General features: G+C 46.8%; 19 protein-coding genes. 16 read left to right on the top strand and 3 right to left on the bottom strand.

Features of this window, described 5'->3' with window-relative positions; genetic code table 11:
- Nucleotides 1-105 precede the first annotated feature (105 nt).
- On the bottom strand, nt 106-1,476 hold the full coding sequence (locus tag AC1RNB_RS11115) for an MATE family efflux transporter (RefSeq protein WP_493082762.1): 1,371 nt from the start codon (nt 1,474-1,476) through the stop codon (nt 106-108).
- A 79-nt stretch (nt 1,477-1,555) separates the two neighbouring features.
- Here AC1RNB_RS11115 and AC1RNB_RS11120 point away from each other — a divergent pair, with 79 nt between their 5' ends.
- The 6 genes from AC1RNB_RS11120 to rnr all read left to right on the top strand — a co-directional run bounded on the left by AC1RNB_RS11120 (nt 1,556) and on the right by rnr (nt 7,396).
- The gene (locus AC1RNB_RS11120) at nt 1,556-2,398 is read left to right on the top strand and encodes a DUF3822 family protein (RefSeq protein WP_493082764.1); all 843 of its coding nucleotides are present in this window, start codon (nt 1,556-1,558) and stop codon (nt 2,396-2,398) included.
- Complete coding sequence (locus AC1RNB_RS11125; RefSeq protein WP_493082765.1) at nt 2,395-2,937, top strand: RsmD family RNA methyltransferase; 543 nt, start codon at nt 2,395-2,397, stop codon at nt 2,935-2,937. Before AC1RNB_RS11120 ends, AC1RNB_RS11125 begins: the two co-directional genes overlap by 4 nt.
- Nucleotides 2,938-3,083: 146 nt before the next feature.
- Nucleotides 3,084-3,734, top strand: a complete 651-nt coding sequence (gene bioD, locus AC1RNB_RS11130) for a dethiobiotin synthase (RefSeq protein ID WP_493082766.1) — start codon at nt 3,084-3,086, stop codon at nt 3,732-3,734.
- A gap of 2 nt (nt 3,735-3,736) precedes the next feature.
- Nucleotides 3,737-4,306, top strand: coding sequence for a 5-formyltetrahydrofolate cyclo-ligase (locus AC1RNB_RS11135; RefSeq protein WP_493082767.1), 570 nt, complete (start codon nt 3,737-3,739; stop codon nt 4,304-4,306).
- The gene (gene lpxK / locus AC1RNB_RS11140; RefSeq protein ID WP_493082769.1) at nt 4,296-5,381 is read left to right on the top strand and encodes a tetraacyldisaccharide 4'-kinase; all 1,086 of its coding nucleotides are present in this window, start codon (nt 4,296-4,298) and stop codon (nt 5,379-5,381) included. The genes AC1RNB_RS11135 and lpxK overlap by 11 nt, the downstream gene beginning before the upstream one ends.
- Complete coding sequence (gene rnr, locus AC1RNB_RS11145) at nt 5,378-7,396, top strand: ribonuclease R (RefSeq protein ID WP_493082771.1); 2,019 nt, start codon at nt 5,378-5,380, stop codon at nt 7,394-7,396. The genes lpxK and rnr overlap by 4 nt, the downstream gene beginning before the upstream one ends.
- A 90-nt stretch (nt 7,397-7,486) precedes the next feature.
- On the opposite strand, the gene AC1RNB_RS11150 is transcribed toward rnr, so the two are convergent.
- Nucleotides 7,487-8,782, bottom strand: a complete 1,296-nt coding sequence (locus tag AC1RNB_RS11150; protein ID WP_493082772.1) for a saccharopine dehydrogenase C-terminal domain-containing protein — start codon at nt 8,780-8,782, stop codon at nt 7,487-7,489.
- A gap of 139 nt (nt 8,783-8,921) precedes the next feature.
- Between AC1RNB_RS11150 and AC1RNB_RS11155 the strand changes: the two genes are divergently transcribed.
- The 4 genes from AC1RNB_RS11155 to AC1RNB_RS11170 all read left to right on the top strand — a co-directional run bounded on the left by AC1RNB_RS11155 (nt 8,922) and on the right by AC1RNB_RS11170 (nt 15,205).
- Nucleotides 8,922-9,635, top strand: coding sequence for a head GIN domain-containing protein (locus tag AC1RNB_RS11155; protein WP_493082773.1), 714 nt, complete (start codon nt 8,922-8,924; stop codon nt 9,633-9,635).
- A gap of 249 nt (nt 9,636-9,884) precedes the next feature.
- A complete protein-coding gene (gene gyrA / locus AC1RNB_RS11160) occupies nt 9,885-12,536 on the top strand; it encodes a DNA gyrase subunit A (RefSeq protein ID WP_493082775.1) in 2,652 nt (883 codons plus the stop codon).
- A gap of 13 nt (nt 12,537-12,549) precedes the next feature.
- The gene (locus AC1RNB_RS11165) at nt 12,550-13,917 is read left to right on the top strand and encodes a hypothetical protein (protein ID WP_493082776.1); all 1,368 of its coding nucleotides are present in this window, start codon (nt 12,550-12,552) and stop codon (nt 13,915-13,917) included.
- Nucleotides 13,918-14,047: 130 nt separating this feature from the next.
- On the top strand, nt 14,048-15,205 hold the full coding sequence (locus tag AC1RNB_RS11170) for a PQQ-dependent sugar dehydrogenase (protein ID WP_493082777.1): 1,158 nt from the start codon (nt 14,048-14,050) through the stop codon (nt 15,203-15,205).
- 93 nt (nt 15,206-15,298) lie between these two features.
- Here the strand turns inward: AC1RNB_RS11170 and AC1RNB_RS11175 are convergent, their stop codons facing one another.
- The gene (locus AC1RNB_RS11175; protein ID WP_493082779.1) at nt 15,299-15,430 is read right to left on the bottom strand and encodes a hypothetical protein; all 132 of its coding nucleotides are present in this window, start codon (nt 15,428-15,430) and stop codon (nt 15,299-15,301) included.
- A gap of 514 nt (nt 15,431-15,944) precedes the next feature.
- Here AC1RNB_RS11175 and AC1RNB_RS11180 point away from each other — a divergent pair.
- The 6 genes from AC1RNB_RS11180 (at nt 15,945) to AC1RNB_RS11205 (ending at nt 25,377) form a co-directional block, all read left to right on the top strand.
- Nucleotides 15,945-18,365 (top strand): TonB-dependent receptor domain-containing protein, encoded by a 2,421-nt coding sequence (locus AC1RNB_RS11180; RefSeq protein ID WP_493082780.1) that lies wholly within the window; start codon nt 15,945-15,947, stop codon nt 18,363-18,365.
- A 524-nt stretch (nt 18,366-18,889) separates the two neighbouring features.
- Nucleotides 18,890-21,688, top strand: a complete 2,799-nt coding sequence (locus tag AC1RNB_RS11185) for a M14 family metallopeptidase (RefSeq protein ID WP_493082782.1) — start codon at nt 18,890-18,892, stop codon at nt 21,686-21,688.
- 201 nt (nt 21,689-21,889) lie between these two features.
- Nucleotides 21,890-22,195 carry a phosphoribosylpyrophosphate synthetase gene (locus AC1RNB_RS11190; protein WP_493082784.1) on the top strand — a complete coding sequence of 102 codons (306 nt, stop codon included), beginning with the start codon at nt 21,890-21,892 and terminating at the stop codon, nt 22,193-22,195.
- A 54-nt stretch (nt 22,196-22,249) separates the two neighbouring features.
- Complete coding sequence (locus AC1RNB_RS11195; protein ID WP_493082786.1) at nt 22,250-23,266, top strand: isoaspartyl peptidase/L-asparaginase family protein; 1,017 nt, start codon at nt 22,250-22,252, stop codon at nt 23,264-23,266.
- 21 nt (nt 23,267-23,287) lie between these two features.
- Nucleotides 23,288-23,998, top strand: coding sequence for a copper homeostasis protein CutC (locus tag AC1RNB_RS11200; protein WP_493082787.1), 711 nt, complete (start codon nt 23,288-23,290; stop codon nt 23,996-23,998).
- A 128-nt stretch (nt 23,999-24,126) separates the two neighbouring features.
- A complete protein-coding gene (locus AC1RNB_RS11205; protein ID WP_493082789.1) occupies nt 24,127-25,377 on the top strand; it encodes a hypothetical protein in 1,251 nt (416 codons plus the stop codon).
- Nucleotides 25,378-25,540 lie beyond the last annotated feature (163 nt).

A 25,540-nucleotide genomic window follows, 5' to 3' on the forward strand; every position in this document is an offset into this window, starting at 1 on the left:
GCAATTGATTTTATGAATCAACCGCAATCCTTATGCCAAAAACAATTTCCCATTCTTCCCTCCGTTCATCGGTTCCTTGTTCGTCTGTTCATCCGTTCCTCTGTTCTACAGCTTCTTATTCTTCCACCTGCCACTCTGTATATACCAGAACGAAGGCAGAAAGATCGTTGTCCAGTAAATCCATTCACTGGCCCAGCCCCAGGCAATGGGCAGTTTGAGTTTTTCCAGTACGATGTATACGTAAATGCAGTAAAAGGTGATGGCGGCTACTTCTGATAAAAGATTCATTTTTGAATTACCTGTTCCGGTAACGGCATTCATCCAGACCACCGCTACCGACATCAGTACCAGCGCACTGGATACTACGCGAAGAACGGGTATGGCGGCGGTAATAAAGTCTTCACCCTGTCCGTACATAGATAAAAACAGGTGGGGAAATAGGTTCAGGAAAATACAGACCAGTAACGCAAAACCCAGGCTCCATGCCATGATGCGGTAAATAAGTTCCTTTACATGATGCTCGCGGTTCTGGCCAATCACATTACTCACCATGGTATTGGCCGTGGCCGCAAAAGCCCAGGTAAAACAACCGAAGAAGCCGAAAATATTCCGCATGGTATTCGATACCGCCAGGTCGCGCTCGCCATGATGCTCAATCAGGATATAGAAAAACTCCCAGCTAATTACACTGATACCATGCTGAAGAATGAGCGGGTAAGACTGGTTGATGATCAATTTTATATTGGCCGCATCATATGCCCAGTTTTTAAAGAGGTGCAATTGTTTGGCCACGCCGTTTAACCTGATCACGATAAAAATAATGAGCAGACCTGCAAACTCAGAAATGATGGAAGCATAGGCCGCACCATCAAAGCCCAGCTCCGGCATGCCGAATTTTCCATAGATCAGCGAATAATCAAAGAATACATTGGTGACTGCTTCTGTAGCCGTACCAATGATCAGGTATTTGCTCTGGTTGGTTCCTACCAGCAAAGCATTGCGCATCTGGTAGAGATATAAAAATGGCAGACCCAGGATCCGGATATTGAGAAACCTGACACAGATCTGTACACTTTCCGGATCGTGCAAAGACCAACCCAGTACCGTTGGCGCAATAAACCAGGTGATCAAAATTCCCAATACGGCAAATACCATGGCCACCCGTAACCCCTGTGAAAAAAGGTTACCAATGGCATCAATCCGGTTCTCGCCTGCACGGCGCGAAATCAGTGCCTGCAAGCCGTTATTGAGGCCATGCCCCATCACCGCAAAAATGAGGTAATACACACCGGTGATCCCGGCAAGGGCCAGCGATTTTTGTCCGAGACCGCCCAGGAAAATATTATTCGTAATAAAATTGATCTGCGGTACAATAATGGCCGCTGTAATGGGAAGTGCAATACCCAGTATTTGCCGGCTGCCGGTATTTACCTGCAGGTTGATATCTTGTAAGGCTTTTCCCATAATGTGGCGCAAAGCTACTATTTTGCAGTTTTACAGGATCGCTTTTACGACCTTAGTCTTTTTTTATATCATTGCAATGTAATTCCGTTTCATGACCAGCAGAACCATCAGTTACTATAACGATATTTCGGGTGCCACACATTCTCAGGAAGACCAGCTGGTACTCGAATTCAGTCATACGCATATGGCCTGCCTGGTAAAAGGAGCCGCTTCAGGAGAAACCGAGGCAATGGAAATATTCGATATAGAAAAGAGTGCCGCTGAGTGGATTGATGTGTTGCATGAAGTGAAGAGCCAGTCGCTTTTGCTGAACCGTACCTACCGTGATATTCATTGTTATTACAATTTTGAAGAAGCACTGCTGGTACCTGCTTCCCAATTTTCTGCTGTGGCTGCCGAAGATTTTCTGTCGATGGTATACGGAGAGAGCAGCCGTTACGAAATCAGGCAGGATACGATTGCCGCCGATTCGCCGATGGTAAATGTGTACCGGATTAAAAAAACCATTTACGAACAGGTGAACCGTTATTTTCTGCTGAATAAACCGCACCATGTGTATTCCGTGCTGGTAGAAAAAATCCTCGCGGCTACAGATCTGCCGGATCATTTTATCAAAGCAGTCTTCTACAGCAAGCATTTTATTGCTGTAGTGATAAAAGAAGGGAAACTGCAATTGGTGCAATCATTTTCTTACGATACCAAAGAAGATGTGCTGTACCATCTCGCCAACCTCAACCGCCAGTTCTTACTGAGCCCTGTGCATTCTCAACTGGAGATCAGCGGCAGGTTTGATACAGGCTCAGCATTACACCAGCAATTACAACCCCTGTTCGGCCTCATCAGTTTTGATGCCACCGAACCCGATGGCATTTTTAAAACAGCGGGAGAGTATCCCTTACACTATTTCACGCCTTTTCACAAATTAATTGTATGAGGATCATTTCCGGCAAGTGGGGTGGCAGAAGAATTCATCCACCGGCTAAAATGCCCCACACAAGACCTACCACCGATATCGCCAAAGAAGGCCTGTTTAATATTCTCCAGAACCGGATGGTGTTTGAAGGCATTAAAACCCTTGACCTGTTTGGCGGTACCGGCTGCATCAGTTATGAACTCGCTTCGCGCGGGGCAGCGGATATGACTATTGTAGAGAAAGACAATACTATGCATGCATTTATCCGCAAGAATATGGATATGCTGGGAGCGGAAAATGTGAAGATCCTGAAAATGGACGTCTTTGCCTATCTCAATACCTGTATGGAATCCTTCGATTTTATTTTTGCCGGTCCGCCCTATGCCCTGGGCAGTATTGATGAACTACCCAAGATCATTGTAGCCAAAAAACTGATCAATCCCGGCGGTTTTTTTGTGCTCGAACATACGCCGCGCAACCAATATGAAAACTTTGCCGGTTTCAGTTTTGTACGTAATTACGGGAGCACCTTATTTTCTTTCTTCGTGAGGGAGGAATAGTTGATTGGTTTATTCGTTTACTGGTTTATTTGTAAGCCTTATTAACAGATCCCCCAAGGGGGATAGATCAGACGAACCAATAGACCAGTAAACCAACAGACCAATAAACCAGTAAACAATTAACCCCATTGACCATAAACCAACCCATGCAATCTCCCATCTTCATCACTGGTATCGGAACCGATGTAGGTAAAACCCTGGTATCAGCCATCGTTACTGAAGCGCTGGAAGCAGATTACTGGAAGCCGGTACAGGCTGGATTGACAGATGGCACCGATGCAGAAAAAATACAATCCCTGCTCAGTAATCCGTTTTCCGTGGTACATCCGGAAGCCTGTCGTTTACAAACACCGGCTTCGCCGCATATTGCTGCCAGGATAGATGGGGTGGAGATCGAACCTTCGCGGATCGTTTTGCAGGCAGAACAGATCCTCGCTAATATGCATCGCCCGTTGGTGATAGAGGGGGCTGGCGGATTACTGGTTCCCTTATCTGCCCAACATACCGTTGCCGATCTGATCAAACCATTACGGGCAAGGGTGATCCTGGTAAGCCGCAACTATCTCGGCAGCATCAATCACTCTCTCTTAACCGCCGCCTGGTGCCGCCATAACGGCATTGATGTTGCCGGTTGGATTTTTAACGATGATTACCTGCAGTATGAAGATGAAATTGTGGGCTGGTCGGGTTATCCCTCGCTGGGCCGGATTGCCCGGATGGAGTCCATCAACGCTACCCAGATCCGTGAACAGGCCCTTCGCCTGAAACCCGTTTTATCCGGTACCTTTGGGAGCTGACTATGACCAAAGAAACTCTCAGAAAAGAATACAAGGCCCGCAGGGCCGCACTTGACCCCCAACAGCGTTTGCGGCTGGATGATCTCCTGCTGTTACAATTTCAGCAATTCGATTATTCGGCTATCAGAACGGTATTAACCTATTGGCCCTTATCTGGTCAGGCTGAACCCAATACACACCTTTTTACCGGTTATCTGCGCCACATGCTTTCAGAGCTGGTACTGGCTTATCCGGTAACCGATACCGATAGCTGCGAAATGACGGCCCTTGCTATTCATGAAGACACTGTTTATCAAACCAATTCACTCGGTATCACCGAGCCCAAAGAAGGCAGGGTGATACAGCCTACCGAGATAGACCTGGTACTGGTTCCCTTACTGGCCTGCGATACAAAAGGGTATCGGGTGGGGTATGGAAAGGGGTATTACGACCGGTACCTCGCTTCCTGTCGCGAAGATATTGTTAAGATCGGCTTTTCTTATTTCGATCCGATTGAAGAGATCAGCGACACCGGGCATTTTGATGTACCTTTAACCTATTGTATCACGCCGCAGCAGACCTATGAATTTTAACACGATTTTCCTGAAATCTTTCCGTGTTTTACTATTACCCTTTTCACTGATCTACGGGTTGGTGATCGTGATACGTAACTGGTTATTCGATAAAAAATACCTCAAATCGGCCGAATTCAATTTTCCGTTGATCTGCATCGGCAATCTTTCTGTGGGCGGTACAGGCAAATCTCCGATGGTGGAATACCTGGTAGAACTGCTTTCCCCCAGATTCAAAGTAGGCACTTTAAGCAGGGGCTATAAAAGAAGAACCAAGGGTTATGTATTAGCCAACTCAACCACCACTGCGCTGGAGATAGGGGATGAACCCATGCTGTTTCATAACAAATATCCCCGGGTGGCCGTGGCATCCTGCGAGGAAAGAATTGTGGGTATTCCGCATTTACTGCAGGATGTACCGGATCTGCAGACCATCATCCTCGATGATGCATTCCAGCACCGGGTGGTAAGAGCAGGGTTTAATATTCTGCTCACCGATTTCAGCAATCTCTACCCACAGGATTTTTTTCTGCCTACCGGCGATCTGCGCGACCAGTGGTCATCTGCCAAAAGAGCCCAGATCATCATTGTTACCAAATGTCCTTATAATCTTTCTGCCGAAGCCAAACAGAAGATCATCCGCAGCCTGAAACCCGAAGCCGATCAAAAAGTGTTTTTCACCACCATCGAATACGGCACGCCTTACCATATTGCCAACCGCAACGATGAATGGCTGATCACCCCACGCGACGAAGTTTTACTCGTATGCGGCATCGCCAATCCCAAACCCCTGAAAGAATACCTGCTGGCCAAAACACATACCTATTACCAGCAGGATTACTCAGACCATCATATTTTTTCGATCGACGACCTGAACGAGATCAAACAAAAATTCGAAGACATACACGCGAAGGACAAACTGATCCTGACCACCGAAAAAGACGCCGTGCGACTGGTAAAGTTCACCGAAGAACTGGCCACACTGCCCATGTATGTATTACCGATACGGCATTTTTTCCTATTTGATGAAGGACAACAATTTAATGAGCTGGTGACTGATTTTATTACGAACTTCCAATTCAACCCGGCAACATGAGCAAGAAAAAAGTAAAAACCAAGTCAAAGTCAAAAGGCAAACCTGCCGCACAGCTTCTCCTGAAAGGAAAACTGGAAGTTACCCGTTCCGGAATGGGCTATGTAATTGTGGAAAATACAGAAGGAGATGTACTCGTTCGCCCCGGCGATTTTAATACAGCCCTTAACGGCGATACCGTTCGGGTAAAAGTATTCAAGGAGAATGTGCGTACCGGTAAAAAAGAAGGAAAGATCACCGAAGTGATTTCCCGCAAACAGACAGAATTCATTGGCCATATTCAACTGTCTACCAACTACGCTTTTTTTATCCCGGACACTGATAAACCCATGCCCGATCTGTTTATTCCGTTGAGCGAACTCAATGGTGCCAAAAATAAAGACAGGGTAGTGGCCCGTTTGCTGCAATGGGACAAGGACGACAAAAAACCTGTGGGAACCGTGGTAAGCATCATGTTACCTGAAGATGAAAATGATGCGGCGATGAAGGAACTGCTGGCACAGGCCGGTTTCCCTTTATCCTTCCCCGAAGATGTGATGGAAGAAGCCGAACGCCTGCCCGAAGTGCTGGACAGTGAAGAGATCAAAAGAAGAAGAGACTGCCGCGATCTGCTCACTTTCACCATCGACCCGGCAGATGCCAAGGATTTTGACGATGCGATTTCCATCCGTACACTGCCCAATGGTTTGTACGAGATCGGTGTGCATATTGCCGATGTGAGTTATTATGTACATCCCGAAACAGAACTGGATCAGGAAGCTTATAAGCGTGCCACGTCTGTATACCTGCCCGACCGGGTGAACCCGATGTTGCCGGAGAAGATCTCGAATGAGCTCTGTTCCCTTCGGCCGCATGAAGACAAATTCACTTTCTCCGCCATCTTCCAGATGAATAACAAAGGAGAGATCAAACAATACTGGCTGGGCAAAACCGTGATCCATTCCGATCACCGGTATGCCTATGAAGATGTGCAGGCCATCATCGAAACCAAAAAGGGAAAATACGAGGCTGAAATTTTGTTATTGAATGATATTGCACAACAACTGCGTAAAAAACGCTTCAGCAAAGGAGCCATCAATTTCTCCTCACAGGAAGTACGCTTCAAACTGGATGAAAAAGGCAAACCCATTGCCGTAGTAGTCAAAGAAAGCAAGGAATCGCACCAGCTGATCGAAGAATTTATGCTGCTGGCCAACCGCACCGTAGCAGAGAATGTAGCCAAACTGAAGATCAACAAAAAACCATTGCCCTTTCCATACCGGGTGCACGACCGGCCCGACGAAGAAAAACTGGCACCCTTTATTCTTTTTGCCAAAAAACATGGTCATAATTTCGATACATCCACGCCACAGGCCATTGCCCATAGTTTCAATACCATGTTACAGGATGCACAGGGCAAACCGGAACAACATGTGCTGGAGCAGTTAGGGATCCGTACCATGGCCAAAGCAATTTATACCACAGAGAATATTGGTCACTACGGACTGGCATTTGAACACTATTGTCATTTTACCTCACCCATCCGCCGTTATCCGGATGTGTTGGTGCACCGGGTTCTCGAATCCATCCTTGCGGATAAACCGATCACGGACAAAAAGATGGAAGAAAAATGCAAACACAGCAGCGAGCGCGAACGTGCCGCCATGGAATGTGAGCGCGCCGGCAACAAATACAAACAGGTAGAATTCCTGAAAGAGCATATTGGGGAAGTGTTTGAAGGAGTAGTAAGCGGCGTATCCAGTTTTGGTTTCTGGGTAGAAACCGTAGCGCATAAATGCGAAGGACTGGTCAGCATTGTGAGCCTTTCCGACTATGATGATTTCCGTCATGTAGACAGCGATTACAGTCTCGTGGGCCGCAGAAGCGGACGCAGTTTCCGCATGGGCGACAAGCTCTTTATCCGCGTAGTAGCTGCCAATCTCGAGAAAAGACAGCTCGATTATGAATGGGTGATCAATGCGGGAGGCGACGAGGAGAAAAAAGTTAAACAGAAAGAAGGTAAAGCAAGGAAGAAATGATGTGAATAACGAATAGCGAATAAAGAATGTCGAACGCCGAAGTAGTTATACTTCGGCGTTCCTTGTTCGGTGTTCGATATTCGATATTCTTCAGCTCTCTTTTTCATGAAACACAATCCCCTGGTCCGCCAGTTTCTCCAGCACCGGCTCATAGATAGCAGGGATGATCGGAATATGTAAGCCCGTTGCTGCGATCTTTCCTTCGAGTAACAAAGTAGCCGCAATACCCAGGGGCAACCCTACGGTTTTGGCCATGGCAGTGCGCACATGGTCTTCGCCCTTCACCACCAGGCTACTGGTAACCTGGAACGTGGAACCTGCTACCTCATAGCCGATCTCGTGCAACATCACCACCATATCCTTATCGCCGGGTAATAATACCCATTGTTTTTCGAGGATAAACTGCAGTACATCAGCAGAACTACACTGGCTTTTATTGATCAGGGTAACATCCTTCCATCCAAGAAAAAGGAACTGTTCCTGCTGCAAAGGGCTGAGTTGATCAAACTGCCTGTTTTTGACAGCAAAACGGTTCTGCAGAAAAGCAGATACGGTCAAACCATCTGTTTGCAGTGTATCCGTTTCATCTGTCAGCCCCAGTTCAATCACTGTTTGCCAGCCCCTGCAAAAATCGGGGTAACGCAGGGTGGTGCGCAAAAAGGTTTTCGCTTCGGTGAGATCATAGGTGGATATATAACTCAACGAATCCCTGTTGGGATAATATGCCAGTGTGCCCAACCCATCAATAGCTACTTCGGTGCAGTCTGTAAAGATCTTTTCGTACTGCCTGGTTTGCACCGCATTATTCTCTCTGAATATCGCACCGGCCTTACCGGCCAACACCACATTCCGCGGGTTCCAGCTGATCTTGTAATGCCAGGGATTGGTATCGCTTTCGGGTGCTACCAGTCCGCCGCAATGCGAGAGGAAGGAACGGATCTTTCCCCCTTTGGCTTTGATCCGGTGAATCAGCTGCATGGCACTCATATGATCGATACCGGGATCCAGTCCCATTTCGCAGAGAAAAAGAATGCCTTTGTTGTTGATCTCCGCGGCCAGTGCCCGGATCTTATCATCTACATACGAAGCCGTTAATAAATGTTTACCAAAAGCCAGGCAATCCAGTGCCACGGTATAATGCAGGGAAGGGGGCAGTAAAGAGATCACCACATCTGCCGCTTTGATCAACGCCTGCCTTTCGGGTTCATTATCAATCGAAACGCCCACGGCTGATACCCGGGCATGTTCGCCCACTTTGGATTGTACCGCGGCCAGGTTTACATCTGCTACTTTAACCTGCCATTGTTTATCTGTTGCTGTCTGTTTTAAATAATCGATCAGTACGGTGGCAGATTTGCCGGCACCAAAGAGGAGGATCTGTTTCATCTGGGAGAATCTGTTTAAACTGTTCCGGACAACTGCCGCTGAAAATCTTCATCTGCAGGATCGTAAAGGTAACCAATGAAATTTTATCGTCCCAATTGTAACATTTTTCCGAAGTTCCCGTTTCATAAAAAACATCCTTATGAAAAAAATATACCTGCTTTTTTTCCTGCTTGGTACACTGGTAGTTAGCGCGCAGAAAACAGTACACGATGCCAATGCTACAACGAGAGAAGTCCAAAACTTTCACGCAATTGATATAGCCGATGGGGTAGACCTCTTCCTTACCCAGGGTAACGAAGAAGCAGTTGCCGTGAGCGCTTCTTCCGATGAATACCGTAACAGGATCCGCACAGAAGTGATTAACGGGGTACTGAAGATCGATTTTAACCAGGAAGGCACCTGGAAATTGAACTGGTTCGGCAACCGGAAACTAAAAGCGTATGTGTCTGTGAAAACGCTCGATAAACTTGTGGCTTCCGGCGGATCAGATGTATTTATCGAAAATGAACTTTCGGCCACCCGTCTTACCCTCACCCTTTCCGGCGGTTCCGATTTCAGGGGCAAAGTGGTTGCCGGCGAACTGAAAATATCCGCCAGCGGGGGCTCAGACGCCTATATTTCCGGCAAAGCCGAGCAACTCAGCATCCATGCCAGCGGCGGCAGCGATGTGCACGGATTTGAGCTTATTTCCAATACCTGCAGCATCGAATCCAGCGGTGGCAGCGATGTGCGTATTACGGCCAATAAAGAACTCCGGGCCAATGCCAGTGGCGGCAGCGATGTGTATTACAAGGGTTCGGCTTCTTCCAATACCAGCAAAAGTGGTGGCGGCTCTGTTAAAAAAGTGGAATAACCAGTTTATCTGGAATACAATACAGTAAAGGGTTTCCTGCCAAATGGAAGCCCTTTTTCATTTGCTTTTTATTCTCATTTTACCCATCGGCCGACGCCCCGGAAAAGGTGTTCACAACTGTGGATAAAACCCCTTAAAAAAGACCCTTTTTTAGCCCTCTTTCCCCTTCAAAAAAAGTATCTTCGCCATCCTGAAAACAGGGCTGTTTAGCAACCTGTCATAGAACTAAAATTTCACGGAAAAACACACATGGAAGACAATCTGTTACCGCCGGAAAAAACCAACGATAACGACCGCATTATCCAGGTAAATATCGAAGAGCAAATGAAGACCGCTTACATCGATTATTCGATGTCGGTAATCGTGGGCCGCGCACTGCCTGATGTAAGGGATGGTTTCAAACCCGTTCACCGCCGCGTACTCTACGCCATGAATGAACTGGGCAACAACAGCAACAAACCCTATAAAAAATCTGCCCGTATCGTGGGTGAAGTGATGGGTAAATACCACCCGCACGGCGATTCATCGATCTATGATACATTGGTGCGGATGGCCCAGGACTGGACCATGCGTTACACCCTGGTAGACGGTCAGGGTAACTTTGGTAACCAGGATGGCGACCCACCGGCTGCCATGCGTTATACCGAAGCCCGTTTACAGCGTTTATCAGAAGCCATGCTGGATGATATCGAAAAAGAAACGGTAGATTTTCAACTGAACTTCGACGATTCACTGCAGGAACCTTCTGTACTGCCCACCCGGATCCCGCAATTGCTGGTGAACGGTTCTTCAGGTATTGCCGTAGGGATGGCCACCAATATGATGCCCCATAACCTGAGCGAAGTAGTGGATGGTTGTGTGGCCTATATCGATAACCGGGAGATCCCGGTAGAAGAACTGATCAACCATGTAAAAGCACCCGATTTCCCTACCGGTGGTATCATTTACGGTATGGAAGGGGTGAGACAAGGTTTGTTAACCGGACGCGGAAGGGTAGTACTGCGCGGTAAAGTGCAGGTAGATACCAAAACCAGTGGCCGCGAACAGATCGTGATCACCGAAGTACCTTATCAGGTAAACCGCGACCAGCTTACCGATCGTATCGGTCAGTTGGTGAATGATAAAACCATTGAAGGCATTGCCCACGTGAACAATGAAAGTAATATGCGCGAAGGAACGCGTATTGTACTGGATCTGAAACGGGATGTGGTAGCCCAGGTGATCATTAACCAATTGTACAAATTCACCGAACTGCAGACCAGTTACGGGGTGAATAATGTGGCCATCAGCAAGGGACGCCCAAGGATCATGAACCTGAAAGACCTGATTGCAGAGTTCATCGAGTTCCGGATGGAAGTGGTGATCCGCCGCGCAAAATTCGATTTGCGCAAGGCAGAAGAACGCGCCCATATCCTGGAAGGTTACCTGAAAGCACTGGATCATCTCGACGAAGTGATCGCCCTGATCCGCGCCAGCCGTACACCGGATGATGCGAAAGAAAACCTGATCAACAAAAGCAAAGAAGAAAAATGGAGCCTGAACAGGGAACTGTTCTCTGATATCACCAACGACCTGTATATACAGGAAGACGGATTATCCGAAGCCCAGGCCAAAGCCATACTGGAACTGCGTTTGCAGCGTTTAACAGGTATGGAAAGAGACAAGATCGTGGAAGAATTCAACGGTCTGATCAACACCATCAAACACCTGAAAGAACTGCTGGCCAGCGAAGACCTGCGTTATGACCTGATCAAAAAAGAACTGATCGAAGTAAAAGAGAAATTCGGCGATGCCCGTAAAACGGAGATCCAGTACCTCGCAGACGAAATGCGGATCGAAGACCTGATCGAAGACGAAGACGTGGTGATCACCATTTCGCACCTGGGTTATATCAAACGTACATCCGCTACCGAATACCGCCAGCAACGCCGCGGCGGCAGGGGAGCGGTGGGTACTAAAACAAGGGAAGAAGATTATGTAGAACACCTGTTTGTGGCGTCTACCCATGGAACCATGATGTTCTTTACCGAAAAGGGACGTTGTTTCTGGTTACGGGTTTACGAGATCCCCGAAGGAGAAAAACAAAGCAAGGGACGTGCCATACAAAACCTGATACAACTGCCCGGCGATGATAAGGTGAAAGCCATTATCGACGTGAAAAAACTGGACGACAAAGACTATGTACAAGACCATTATATCGTACTTTGTACCAAGAAAGGCATCATCAAAAAAACCTCGCTGGAAGACTTCAGTCGCCCGAGAGCCAATGGTATCATCGCCATTACAGTGAATGAAGGTGATGAACTTTTATCGGCCCGTTTAACCGATGGCAAACAGGAGATCATGATGGCCGTGAAAAGCGGGCGCGCGATCCGTTTCCCTGAAGAAAAAGTTAGGGTAACCGGCCGGGGAGCCATTGGGGTAGCAGGCATTGAGGTAGACGATGAGAAAGATGAAGTGGTGGGTATGATCTGCATCCACAAAGACGACCCTACCCATACCATACTGGTGGTAAGCGAAAAAGGTTTTGGGAAACGAACCGTGGTAGATGAATACCGGATCACCAATCGGGGTGGTAAAGGTGTTAAAACTATCAACGTTACGGAGAAAACCGGCAGTTTGGTAGGCGTTTTGTATGTAACGGAGAAAGAAGACCTGATCATTACCTGCAAATCGGGCATCACCATCCGAACCGGCATCCAGGATATCCGCGAAGCGGGCAGGGCCACACAGGGCGTAACCCTGATCAGGCTGGATGAAGGAGATGAGATTGCCGCTATTTCGCAGATCGAAGACCAGGAAGAAGAACCCGTAATACCTCTGGAAACAGGCGAAGAAAACCCGGTTACAGATGAAACTAAAACAGCAGATAACAACGAGAATAGTACTGAAAATCAATAATAAACCCCTCTTTATGAAGAAGCTTTTAACGCTGATGATGATCGCAGGAAGCCTGCAAATGGCCCAGGCGCAAGACCTGAATAAGGTGCAGACCGCTTACCTGATCAATAAAATGGAAGATGCCAAAACCGAGATTGACAAGGTAATGGCCGATCCCAAACAGAACACCAAGCCGAATGCGATGTACTGGAAAGCCAAAGTATATGCTGCCGTGTATAAAGACGCCAACCTGCGTGCCAAATACCCTACAGCACTGGCAACCGCAGATGAGGCTTTCAAAAAATATACCGATGCAGATCCTGCTTTTGCCCTGGTAAAAGAAAAAGGTGCGGAAGGCTTTTTTGATATGTATGCCACGTCTTATGCCAATGGTGTAAAACTCTTCAACGACAAGAAATGGGAAGATGCCGCCAACAATTTCAAATATGCCGTGGAATACAGCGATTTCATTTTCAAGAACAAATGGAGCAATGCCAGCATCGCATTTGATACCACATCGATCCTGTACCTGGCGTATGCTTACCAGAATGCATCTAAAATGGATGATGCGGCCACTTATTACAGTCGCCTGGCAGATGCGAAAGTATCAACTGATATGTACATCGATATCTACAAGTTCCTCGCTAACCATTATACGGTTTCGAAGAACGAAACCCTGTTTAAAAAATACCTGGCACTGGGAAGAGAACTGTATCCTAAATATGCATGGGATGAGTTTGAGATCGATTATATGGACCAGAACATGAACCTGGCCGAGAAAACAGCCCTGTACGACAAAGATGATGCGGCAGGCACCCTGAGCGAAGTAAAGTACCTGCAGTTTGCTGATATTTTTGTGAATGCACATAATAAAGACAAAAGCATGGACAGTGCCACCGAACGTATGTATAGTCTGAAAGCGGTGGATGCTTACAAAAAAGCCTATGGCAAAAACGCCCAGAACGCCATTGCTGCCTTTAACGTAGGTGTGGTTTACTATAATCTTTTTGGTAGCTATGATGATGCGTTTGCACAGAATATCCGTACCATGCAGGGCATTAATGCCGACAAACCGGTAGAAAAAGATCCAAAGAAAAAAGCGGCAGCAGAAGCGGCCCTGAAAGCCAAACTGGATCCTATCCGCAAAGCCAATGCGGATATCGAAAAGCCTCTGAATGACAACCTGAATATGTCATTGGAGTGGCTTGAGAAAGCGTATGTTATCTTAAAAGACAAAACTACCCGTACCAATACAGAGAAAAGCGTGATCAACAAAGCGGTTGACTTCCTCGCTAACCTGTATGCGTATAAACGCGATAAAGTACGTGGTAAAGACCTCAAAGCTTTTGATGCGTTTGAAGCCAAGTATAAAGAGTTTGATGCTTTACATGGCAAATACTAAATCTTATCAATTGATAGTGAAAACGCTGGCTCCGGCCGGCGTTTTTTTATGTCCTGTACCGGGCACTGCGATTGTAAAAAACCTTTCAGATGCTATGAACGATGCTTATCTTTAAGACACAAACCACACTATGACCTATTCAAACAGTTTTCTGGCCCTGACCATTACCGCATTGTTGTTTTTCTCTTGTAAAGAAAAAAACAACAATGCGGTAACAGGCAGTAGCACAGAACAGAACGCCCCCACCGTTAAAACGGAAGTACTCTTTACAGGATATGAAATTATCTGGGGCATGGATTTTCTGCCCAATGGCGATCTGTTGTTTACCGAAAAGAAGGGGAAATTATACCGCCGTTCCGATACTACGATCAAAGAGATCACCGGACTGCCGGTGATCAATAGCGGCGGACAGGGTGGACTGCTTGATATCCGCGTTTCGCCGCAATTCAACAGCAATGGCTGGATCTTTCTCACTTATGCCGGCAATTACCCTGGAGGTGGTGGCAGCTGGAACCTGCTGCGTTGTAAACTAATGAACGACCAGCTTACAGAACCGAAAATATTACTGACATCCAACTCAGCCAATACCATGCAGGGCCACTACGGCAGCCGCATTGATTTTGATGAGGCGGGTAACCTGTATGTAAGCGTGGGAGAGGGCGGCGCTACCACTTACGGCGGCATCAGTTCGCCCAACCAGAATGCGCAGAATGTAAACAGCACCTGGGGTAAAGTGCACCGGATAACGCAGGAAGGAGGCATACCCGCCGGAAACCCGGTATTGCCGGGCAATACGGTTGCCACTACGGTGTATTCGTATGGGCACCGAAATCCGCAGGGACTGGTGTACAACCCCTTTACCAAAACCATCTGGGAAGCCGAACACGGACCCAAGGGAGGCGATGAAGTAAACATTATCCAGGCAGGTAATAACTATGGCTGGCCCTGGGTTTCTTATGGCGTTAACTACGATGACAAACCGGTATCTGCGAGCCCCACCAAAGAGGGTATTACCGATCCGGTGTACAAATGGATCCCGTCTATCGGGGCCTGTGGTATGGCAGTCATTACCGATCCCAAATTCAAAAGCTGGACGGGCAATTTGCTGGTAAGCGGTTTGGCCCTGCAATACCTGGCCCGCCTCGAGATCAAGGATAACAAAGTGGTGAAGGAACACAAAATGCTGGAAAAAATCGGCCGGGTAAGGCAGGTACGCCAGGCACCGGATGGATCGGTGTATGTGTCTGTAGAAGGACCGGGCAGGATCATCCGCCTCATTCCGGAATAACACAGCCTTTATAAAAATGCAAAAGCCTAACAGGTTCGTATCAATTACCTGTCAGGCTTTTGCATTTTCTCTTGTATAACCTACAGTAATCAATTACTGATTGGTGGTAGCTGCCCCCGGAGCTGCGGCAGGTTTAGCCGGTGCGGTAGTAGTTGGTCTTACAACAGTGGCACAGGAAGTTAAGAGCAGTAATAAAAAGCAGATGCAGATTGTGTTTTTTAGCATGATGGTTGTTTTTGGATAAAAGTCAGGATGAATTTATGGTAAATTCCACGAATAACAATTGTTCAAAAATAGTAAGAGATCCTCCGAAGAATAAAAAAGGAAAGCATACGCATAACAAAATGACTATTCATATGAACCCCATGCTTTAGCATGGGGGTAGAATGTACTGAATCGTTGGCGGGCTTGAGCCCTGAATTGGGGCTGAAGCCCGGAGGATGTTGTGGGTGATATGTAGACCCCAGCCTGAAGGCTGGGGTTAATAATGTGGTTTATACTATGTAACCTAATTCGCTTCTTTAACTTAACATAATATTAATTATAGGATAATTAAATTGTACGTTTGTGATACATCTATGTAAAAAACTGACAGAACTAGTATCGGACACAGGGTTATACTGTTGGTCTATCCCATTCAATAGCCGTTTATCCTGAGACACATGTTCATGTGATTAGCCGGCTCCGGTTCGCTTAGCATTTTTGATAAGCATTAACCCTATACCCGAAACTAAATCACATGAAAACTTTACATCGATTTCTCTTAGCCGCCGTTTTACTGGCACTGGTAAGCACCGCCCAGGCACAGATTTCTGGAACCCTGACCAGCCAGCAGCAACCCCTGGAATCCATTTCGGTTTCCTTATTGCGCGCCAAAGACTCCAGCCTGGTTAAAATTGCTTTAACCGACAAAGCCGGTCAGTTCCAGTTTACCAACCTGGCGGCTGGCAGTTACCGGGTATCGGTGAACAGCCTGGGGCTACAGTCTTATCTGTCGCAGGTTTACCAGTTTTCAGGTAGCGCTTTGTTGCTCGGCAGCATAGAATTGCTTCTACAGGCCAAATCCCTCGGCGAAGTAACCGTGAGCAGCAAAAAACCTCTGGTAGAACTGAAAGCCGATAAAATGGTGGTGAATGTAGATGCATCACCCACCAATGCCGGCAATACCGCGCTGGAAGTGCTGGAGAAATCGCCGGGTGTATCGGTGGATAAGGACGGTAATATCAGCCTCAAAGGCAAACAGGGCGTTACGGTACTGGTAGATGGCCGCCCCAGTTACCTGAGCGGCGCCGACCTGGCCAACCTGTTGAAAGGCATGAGTGCCAGCCAGCTGGACCAGATAGAGATCATGACCAACCCACCGGCACGTTTTGATGCATCGGGCAATTCGGGGGTGATCAATATCAAAACCAAAAAGAACAAAACCGTGGGTTTCAATGGTAGCCTGAACCTGGGTTATGGCCAGGGGGTGTATCCGAAAACCAATGGTGGACTGAACCTGAACTACCGTAAAAACCGTATCAACCTGTTTGGCTCTTATAATTACAGTTACCGGGGCAGCTACCAGCATTTTAATGTGATCCGGAATGTGTTGAACCAGAACCAGGCCCTGGCTTTTACGCTGGATCAGAATGGGTATATGCCCGATACCCGATCTGCCCATTCGGCCAAAGCGGGCATAGATATTACGTTCAGCAAAAAAACCAATGCTTCGCTAACGCTGAACAGTTTTAATATCGCCATGCAGTTCGACAACGATATCCGCAACCGGATCCTGGATGATAAAGGCGATCTGCAGACACTGAACACCGGCCGCACCTATATGACACCGAACGTGAGCAAATACAACGGCAACTTTAATATCCAGCATAAATTAGACAGCACCGGAAAAGAACTCAGTTTCGATCTTGATTATGTGAGCTATAATGATAAACACAAACAGCAGTTTCAAAACCGTTTCTATAACGCGGGCGGAACGCTTACGGCAAAACCGGATACCCTGCAGGGAAATGTGCCCAGTGCCTTTGAAGTGATCGCCGGTAAACTGGACCTGGTATTACCTTTTACGGCAAAAACCAAACTCGAAACCGGTGTCAAACTCAGTGCGGTATCGAGCGATAACAACGTGCGTTTCGACAGTATCATTAACGGCAACCCGGTATTGGACGTAAACCGCAGTAACTACTTTATTTATAAGGAGAATATTTATGCGGTTTATGCCAGTCTGAATACCCCCATCAGCAAAAAACTCAGTGTACAGGCCGGTTTACGGTATGAATACACCACCGGTAATGGTAATCAGGTTACTACCAACACCAGGTTCACCAAAGAGTATGGAAAACTATTTCCTACTTTGTATTTCACTTATGAACTTAACGAAAAACACCAGTTCAACCTCAATTACGGTCGCCGGGTAACACGTCCGGCCTACCGCGATATGAATCCTTTCACCTATATTCTTGACCGTTATACCAACCAGAAAGGAAACCCTAACCTGCAGCCGCAGTTCAGTCAGAATATTGAGTTTAGTTATGCGTACAATAAGTTCCTGATTACCACTTTCAATTACGCACGCACCAACGATGTGATTTCGGACGTGATTGAAACAGACGAAATCAGTAAAACAGCTTTTCTCGTAAAAAAGAATATTGCCACGCAGGAACAGTGGGGCTTCGCGGTTAATTTTTCGAAACCGGTGAACAGCTGGCTCACTATCAATACCAATGTGTTACTGGCAGATAACCGCTTTAAAGGCATTGTTAACAATACGGCCGTTGATTTCTCCAGTACCACGGCCAGTTTCTCCGGATCGCTGCAAAGCAAGCTGGGTAAAGGCTGGGATGCCGAGATCAATGGATTTTACAGAACCCGCGAAATCGAAGGTGTTTCATTCAGTAAAGGAATGGGCATGTTCTCGCTCGCGGTTTCTAAAGCCGTTCTGAACAACAAAGGGAAAATTACTCTGAATGCCCGCGACCTGTTTGCATTGCAGCAATATACGGGCATCACTAAATTTTCTACGGTGGATGCCGTATTGAACAACCGTTGGGATAACCGGGTCATCAATCTCTCTTTCAATTACCGTTTTGGGAAAACTTTTAAAACCAACAAACGCAGCAGCGGCAGCGCAGCAGAAGAACAGAGCCGGATTGGCGGATAACCACATTCCCCCATCAGGAAGAGCAGGAGCCCCCCTCCTGCTTTTCCTGGATTCCGGGATAAATTACTCCCCTCTGCGAAAAGACAAGGACAAGACACTATCACCTTCTTCTAATTTCCTTCCTGTTTTGTTCACTCCTGCTTTACCATTTCTTCGCTCCGTGGCCGCTAAATGAGAGAACCAGAATGGGATCAGAATGGAATCAGAATAGACCCAGAAACGGACCAGTATCGGATCGGAATAGAACCGGAATGCAGCCTGAAGGGCACTTGAAGGGCACTTGAAGGCCATTTGAAGGGCACTTGAAGGGCACTTGAGCGCTTGGAAGACAGACGCTGGAGCCAGGTATTTTACGGGTAAACTGTAAAGATCTGGATACATAGCAGGGCCAATAGACGGCGTTTTTGCAGAGAAATCACCCTATTCCGGGCAGTTTTCACCCATTGATCATTTTATTTCTTTATCAGGAAGATTGGGGATATTTTTAACAGGAGAAAACTTCTTCACCCCAAACTAACTACTGAATGCTACTGAGAAAAAAAAGCAGTCTATTGGTCGCACTGCTGCTGACCATCACTGTACTGCAGGCACAAACTATTCCCACCCCCAAAGAACATTTCGGGTTTGCCATTGGCGACAATTACCAGCTGGCCACTTATACCCAGACCGAAGCCTATGTAAAGAAACTGGCCGCGGCATCTGACAGGGCCAAACTGGTGGATATCGGTAAAACCGAAGAAGGCCGTTCGCAGTTTATGATGATCATTACATCGGCCGAGAACCAGCAGAAACTGGAGCGTTACAAAGAGATCTCCCGTAAAATGGCCTATGCCGAAGGTTTAACCGACGAGCAGGCCCGCGCACTGGCCGCTGAAGGTAAAGCCGTGGTGTGGATAGATGGCGGTTTGCATGCCACCGAAACCGTAGGTGCCCACCAGCTGATCGAGATCATGTACCAGCTGCTCAGCCGGAACGATGCAGAAACCAAACGCATTCTCGATAATGTTATTATCCTCTGTACGCACGCCAATCCCGACGGACAGGAACTGGTAAGCAACTGGTATATGCGCAATCCTGCCCCGGAAAAACGCTCCCTGATGCAGGTGCCACGTTTGTACGAGAAATATGCCGGCCACGATAATAACCGCGACTTCTTTATGATGAACCTGCGCGAAACGCAGAATATCAACCGCCAGTTATACCTGGAGTGGCTACCGCAGGTAATGTATAACCACCACCAGGCAGGCCCTCCCGGATCCGTTGTAGCCGGAGCCCCCTACCGGGATCCCTTCAATTATGTGTTCGATCCGGTGATCGTTACCAGTCTTGATGCATTGGGTGCCGCTATGAGCAACCGTTTGAATGTAGAAGGTAAACCGGGGTATACCGAGCGGGCAGGTTCTAATTTCTCTACCTGGTACAATGGTGGTTTACGCACCACTACTTATTTCCATAACATGGTGGGCTTATTGACCGAGATCATCGGCAACCCTACACCGGCCGAAGTGCCGTTAGTGCCATCCCGGTTAATTCCCAGCGGTAATACACCGTTTCCGGTAGTGCCGCAGAAATGGTATTTCCGCCAGTCGATCGATTATTCGGTTTCCCTGAACTATTCTGTACTGGATTATGCCAGTCGTAACCGCGATGCACTGTTATTCAATATGTATAAGATGGGAAAAAATTCCATCGAGCGCGGGCAGAAAGATTACTGGACCTTATCGCCCAAGCGTGTAGCAGAAATTAATCAGCTATACCAGGCAGATCAGCAGAAAAACAGTACCCGACCAGCCGCTTCCGAAACCGAAGCTGCGGCTGCACAGCGGGGCGTTTCTACCATCCCCGTTAAATACTATGATTCTGTTTTCAAGAACCCGGCATTGCGTGATGCCAGGGGTTTTATCATTCCTTCTGATCAACCCGATTTTCCTTCGGCTGTTCGCTTCCTGAATGCATTGATCAAAACCGGTGTGCTGGTACACAAAGCCACAGCTGCCTTTACCGTGGCCGGCAAACAATACCCGGCAGGTTCTTATGTAGTGAAAACAGATCAGGCATTCCGTCCGCATGTACTGGATATGTTTGAGCCGCAGGATCACCCCAATGATTTTCTGTATCCGGGTGGTCCGCCCGTTGCACCTTATGATGCAGCCGGCTGGACATTGGCCTATTCCATGGGCGTACAGTTTGATCGTTTACAGGAAGCTTTTGATGGTCCTTTTGAGCGCGTGCCTTATGGCGAATGGCAAACGGCTACCGGTTCTGTACCCAAAGCCGCCGCTGCAGGGTATGTATTATCTGCACAGGCCAACAATGCCTTTCTGGCCGCCAACGATCTGCTGAAAGAAGGTGCAGAAGTTTACCGTTTGCAGGAAGCGCAGGCTGGTGCGCCTATCGGTTCTTTTTATGTACCCGCTTCTGCCAAAGCCAAAACCTGGATGGAAAAATCTGCCGCATCCATCGGCATACAGGTAACTTCACTCGCTAAAAAACCAGCTCCTTCCGCACTGAAAAAAATACAGCCTTCCCGCATTGCTTTATGGGATCAGTATGGCGGATCCATGCCTTCGGGCTGGATGCGGTATATTATGGAGCAATTCCATTTTGATGTGGAAGTCATCTATCCCAAAGACATTGATACCGGTGGTTTACGTAATAAATATGATGTGATCATTTTTGTAGATGGCGCCATTCCGGCACTGCCCAATGCAACTGCAGGACAACGGGGTGGCTTTGGTGGCGCAGGCCCGAGACCGGAAGATATTCCGGCCGAGTACCGGAACCGTTTGGGAAGGATCACGGCCGATAAATCGATCCCCCAGTTGAAAAAATTCATGGAAGAAGGCGGGCAGATCGTTACCATCGGATCCAGCACCAACCTGGCTTACCATGTGGGTGTTCCGGTGCGCAATGCGCTGGTAGACCTCGTAAACGGACAGGAACAAAGACTACCTGCAGAGAAATATTATATTCCCGGCAGTATTCTCAGGGTCAGCGTAGATGCCACCAACCCCGCTGCCTGGGGCATGAATACAGAAGCCGATGTGTATTTTGATGCCAGTCCGGTATTCAAAATTGCACCCGATGCCAATGCAAAGGGCATAGTAAAACCGATTGCCTGGTTCGCTTCCAAAAAACCATTGCGCAGCGGATGGGCCTGGGGACAATCGTATCTGCAGGATGGAGTGGCCGCTTTTGAAGCCACGGTGGGTACTGGTAAACTGTTTGCCTTTGGTCCGGAAATTACGTTCCGTGCACAAACACATGGCAGTTTCAAATTCCTGTTCAATGAATTGTATGTGACTACACCGGTGGTTAAATAACAGTCCGGTCATTCTATACGGGCGGGGAGCAAATGCATGCATTTGCTCCCCGCTCTTTTTATAGCAAAGGATCACAACAACGCAGATTTGCCACAGTACATATAGTTTCAAACAAAAGATTAATTACTTATTTTCTTATTCATAATTAGTTCTGCACTGATCGTCCAAAGCAATTCTGTAACTTTAAGCAAACTTATTTTTATGCCGGTATACGAAAACCTGGTGGAAGCCGTGAACGATCTGAAGCAAAGAGGATTTACCACCGACTTCACACTTGCTTTTGATGCACTCCAATGTAAACTCACCGGCACGCAGCTCTCCCCTGCCGAATTTGAGATCGTGGAACACCATCGCTTTGAAGCCAATACGGATCCGGATGATTCCAGTGTATTGTATGCCATCCAATCCAAAGACGGTACTAAAAAAGGCATATTGATCAGTGCCTATGGCGTCTATGCCGATGCTGCCAGCGAAGAGATGATTCAAAAGCTGATCATGCACGAATAATTGAAGCGATTCAATTATTTTCACCGCTGATTTTCCAACTTATAAACTGACTACATGCTGCACAGAAGACGATTTCTGCAACTGGGTTCTCTGGGACTAAGTGCTTTTTCTTTTGCCGGATTCAAAGCCGCCGGCCCAACACGTAAACCCATCGTGATCTCCACCTGGGATACCGGTATTGCTGCCAATGCAGCTGCCTGGGAGGTATTACGCAAAGGAGGCCGTGCACTGGATGCCGTAGAAAAAGGGGTGATGGTAACCGAATCTTCTTTGAACTGTTGTGTAGGCCTGGGCGCCAATCCCGACCGGGATGGCTATGTTACCCTGGATTCCTGTATCATGGATGAACACGCCAATTGCGGCAGTGTGGCATTTCTCGAACGCATCAAACATCCGGTATCTGTGGCACGCAGGGTAATGGAGAAAACACCGCATGTGATGCTGGTAGGTTCAGGTGCGCAGCAGTTTGCCGTGGCCGAAGGGTTTCCGTTAGAGTCGCCGGCCTTATCGCCCGATGCACAAAAAGCGTATCAGCAATGGTTACAGAAAAGTGAGTACAAACCCGTGATCAATATCGAGAACAGTAAAAACCAGACCGCTTTTGCGCCCGCCCGTTTGGACAATGGCGACTGGAACCACGACACGATTGGTATGGTAGCCATGGATGCAAACGGCAACCTGAGCGGTAGCTGCACCACCAGTGGTATGGGTTTTAAAATGCGCGGCCGTTTGGGTGATTCGCCCATTATTGGTGCGGGATTATTTGTAGATAATGAAATAGGCGCCGCCACGGCTACCGGCCAGGGCGAAGATGTGATCCGCATTTGTGGTTCGCATCTGGTAGTGGAACTGATGCGCCAGGGACTCTCACCTGAAAATGCCTGTAAAAAAGCCGTTGAACGTATCATCAAAATCAAAGGCAGCCAGAAAGCCAAAGAGATCCAGGTGGGTTTTATCGCCATCAATAAAAAAGGCGAATACGGCGGGTTCTGCATACAGAAAGGTTTCAGCTTTGCTGTTTGTTATGCCGATAATAAAAACTTTATGGTGGACGGGAAATACATCCTCTAATAACAAACAGAAATACTACAAATGCTGCTCGAAATATGTGTGTTTAATATGGCCACGGCCATCGCTGCCGAAAAAGCCGGCGCCGACAGAATTGAATTATGTGAGAATTATGCCAATGGCGGTACCACCCCTTCTTACGGTTATCTGAAAACAGTGAGGGAGCAGATCAGCATTCCGGTATTCCCAATGATCCGCCCGCGGGGGGGAGATTATTTTCATTCTGCTGATGAGATCGAGATCATCCGGAAAGATATCCTGCTTTGCAGGGAATTAGGATTTGAAGGGGTCGTATTTGGTTTACTGAACCAGGACGGCACCATTGACCGCGACAATACCGCACGCCTAACAGAAGCCGCTTACCCGCTGGAAGTGACTTTTCACCGGGCTTTTGACAGGTGTAAGGATCCGCTGGAAGCATTTGAAACCATCATTAGCTGTGGCTGTAACCGTATTCTTACGAGTGGGCAGGAACCCAAAGTAACGGAGGGTTTGGCCCTGGTAAAACAATTGGTGGAGCAGGCCAGTGACCGCATCATTATCATGCCCGGCAGTGGATTAAACAGCTCGAATGTGGCATCCATCATCCACACCGCAGGAGTAACTGAAGTGCATACCAGTGCCCGGATCCGGATCCCCTCTACCTCTCAATACCGCAACGAAAAAATACCGGAGGACTTTGATATTGATTTTGTGGATGCGGAAGAGATCAGGAAGATCAAGTCACAATTCTGAGGGCATTTGCGCATTGGCGGATGACGGATTAGCGGATTTACGCTGTTGTTGGTCGGGCGACCAACAATGCAGGATCATTAATATTGTCGGTAGAGCAATCAACAACCGCACAATAATTCCATATGAATATGGTAAAGAAATGGATATTTCTATTTTTGATACTTGAAACACTCTCAGTAACTTATTTACTAAGACTTCCCGCTTTCATAACAGTTACAACATTACTATACACATTTAGCGGCATCGCCATTTCAATATTGTTACTTTTTCTACCTGAGAAAAGGTTAGAAATAAAATTGTTAAGTAAGCCTTTCAAAAATGGGATTTCTTATCAAATATTTTTTCTATTTCTTGGCGGGTTGTTTATATATAAATACACGCAATATTGGATCAGTCAATCTCCCCTCTCCTATAAAGACGCTGACATGCTCCCTATTATGCAGGTAATGGCTCAACGGTTTTTGGATGGTACTTGGAGCTTGGTCTATTCGCCCATACAGGAAATATGGAATGGAATTCAACCTATTTATCTGCCTGCGATGTGGATGCCATTTGTAATATCAGAAAAATTTTCTTTTGATCCCAGATGGATAACCTCCTTTGCCGTATTTCTTTCATTTTTTCTTTTCATTGCCCTTTGGAGGGCTCATTGGAAAATGCATTCTGGGCTTATCCTTTTATTTGTATCAGTAATTTTATGTGTATGGCTTTATACTGACACAACACATAATTTTATACGCCTTTCAGAGGAAGGAATTGTAGTATTTTATTACAGTTTATTAGCCTTAGTACTGTTAACTGATAACTTTTTGATGATTGGCTTTGTTACAGCACTTTGCACATTGAGCAGATATATACTCGTTGGATGGTTACCTGTTATTTTACTGTACTTGCTGGTAATACGTAAACAAAAAAAAGACACCCTACATTTTATAATTTCATTCTCTACAACCATCCTTTTTTTAGTTATTCTTCCTTTTGGATTCACTCCTTTACAAATTTCCTTTTTTCAACCGGAACAGTATATCGAACATGCTGCAAGAATCTGGAAAGAATCGCCTGCGTACTTTACCCAAAGTTTGGGATTCTCTAAATTTTTTGGACCAGAAATGATAGAAGTGCAGCACAGAATACTTATGGCAGTATCTTTTTTAGTACCATTGACAGCAATTTTGCTGATCATTTACTATACAAAACAAACAACAATTAAAATCAATAATATTGGTATGGCAACTTTGAAATTGACTGTTGTAATTGTTTATACCTTTATTGACGTGCCATATCAATATCTGTTTTTTACTTCTTCATTTATTAGTTTGATTGCCATAACAGGAGTGACTTCTGAATGTGCAGAAAAGAAGATGAATAGAAGAGAGTGATGCATCATTTCTGGAAATGAAGAAATAGAGAACTTGTAATGCCAAAGTATTACCAATATTGTTACAACAGCAAAGGAGGCGGACAAAAAAAGCGGAAAGCTTGCTTCAAAAAAATCCGCCCATCCGTCATCCGCTAATCCGTACATCTAACACCCTGGATCAC

It is taken from the genome of Sediminibacterium sp. GW821-FHT12F12, from assembly GCF_058806635.1.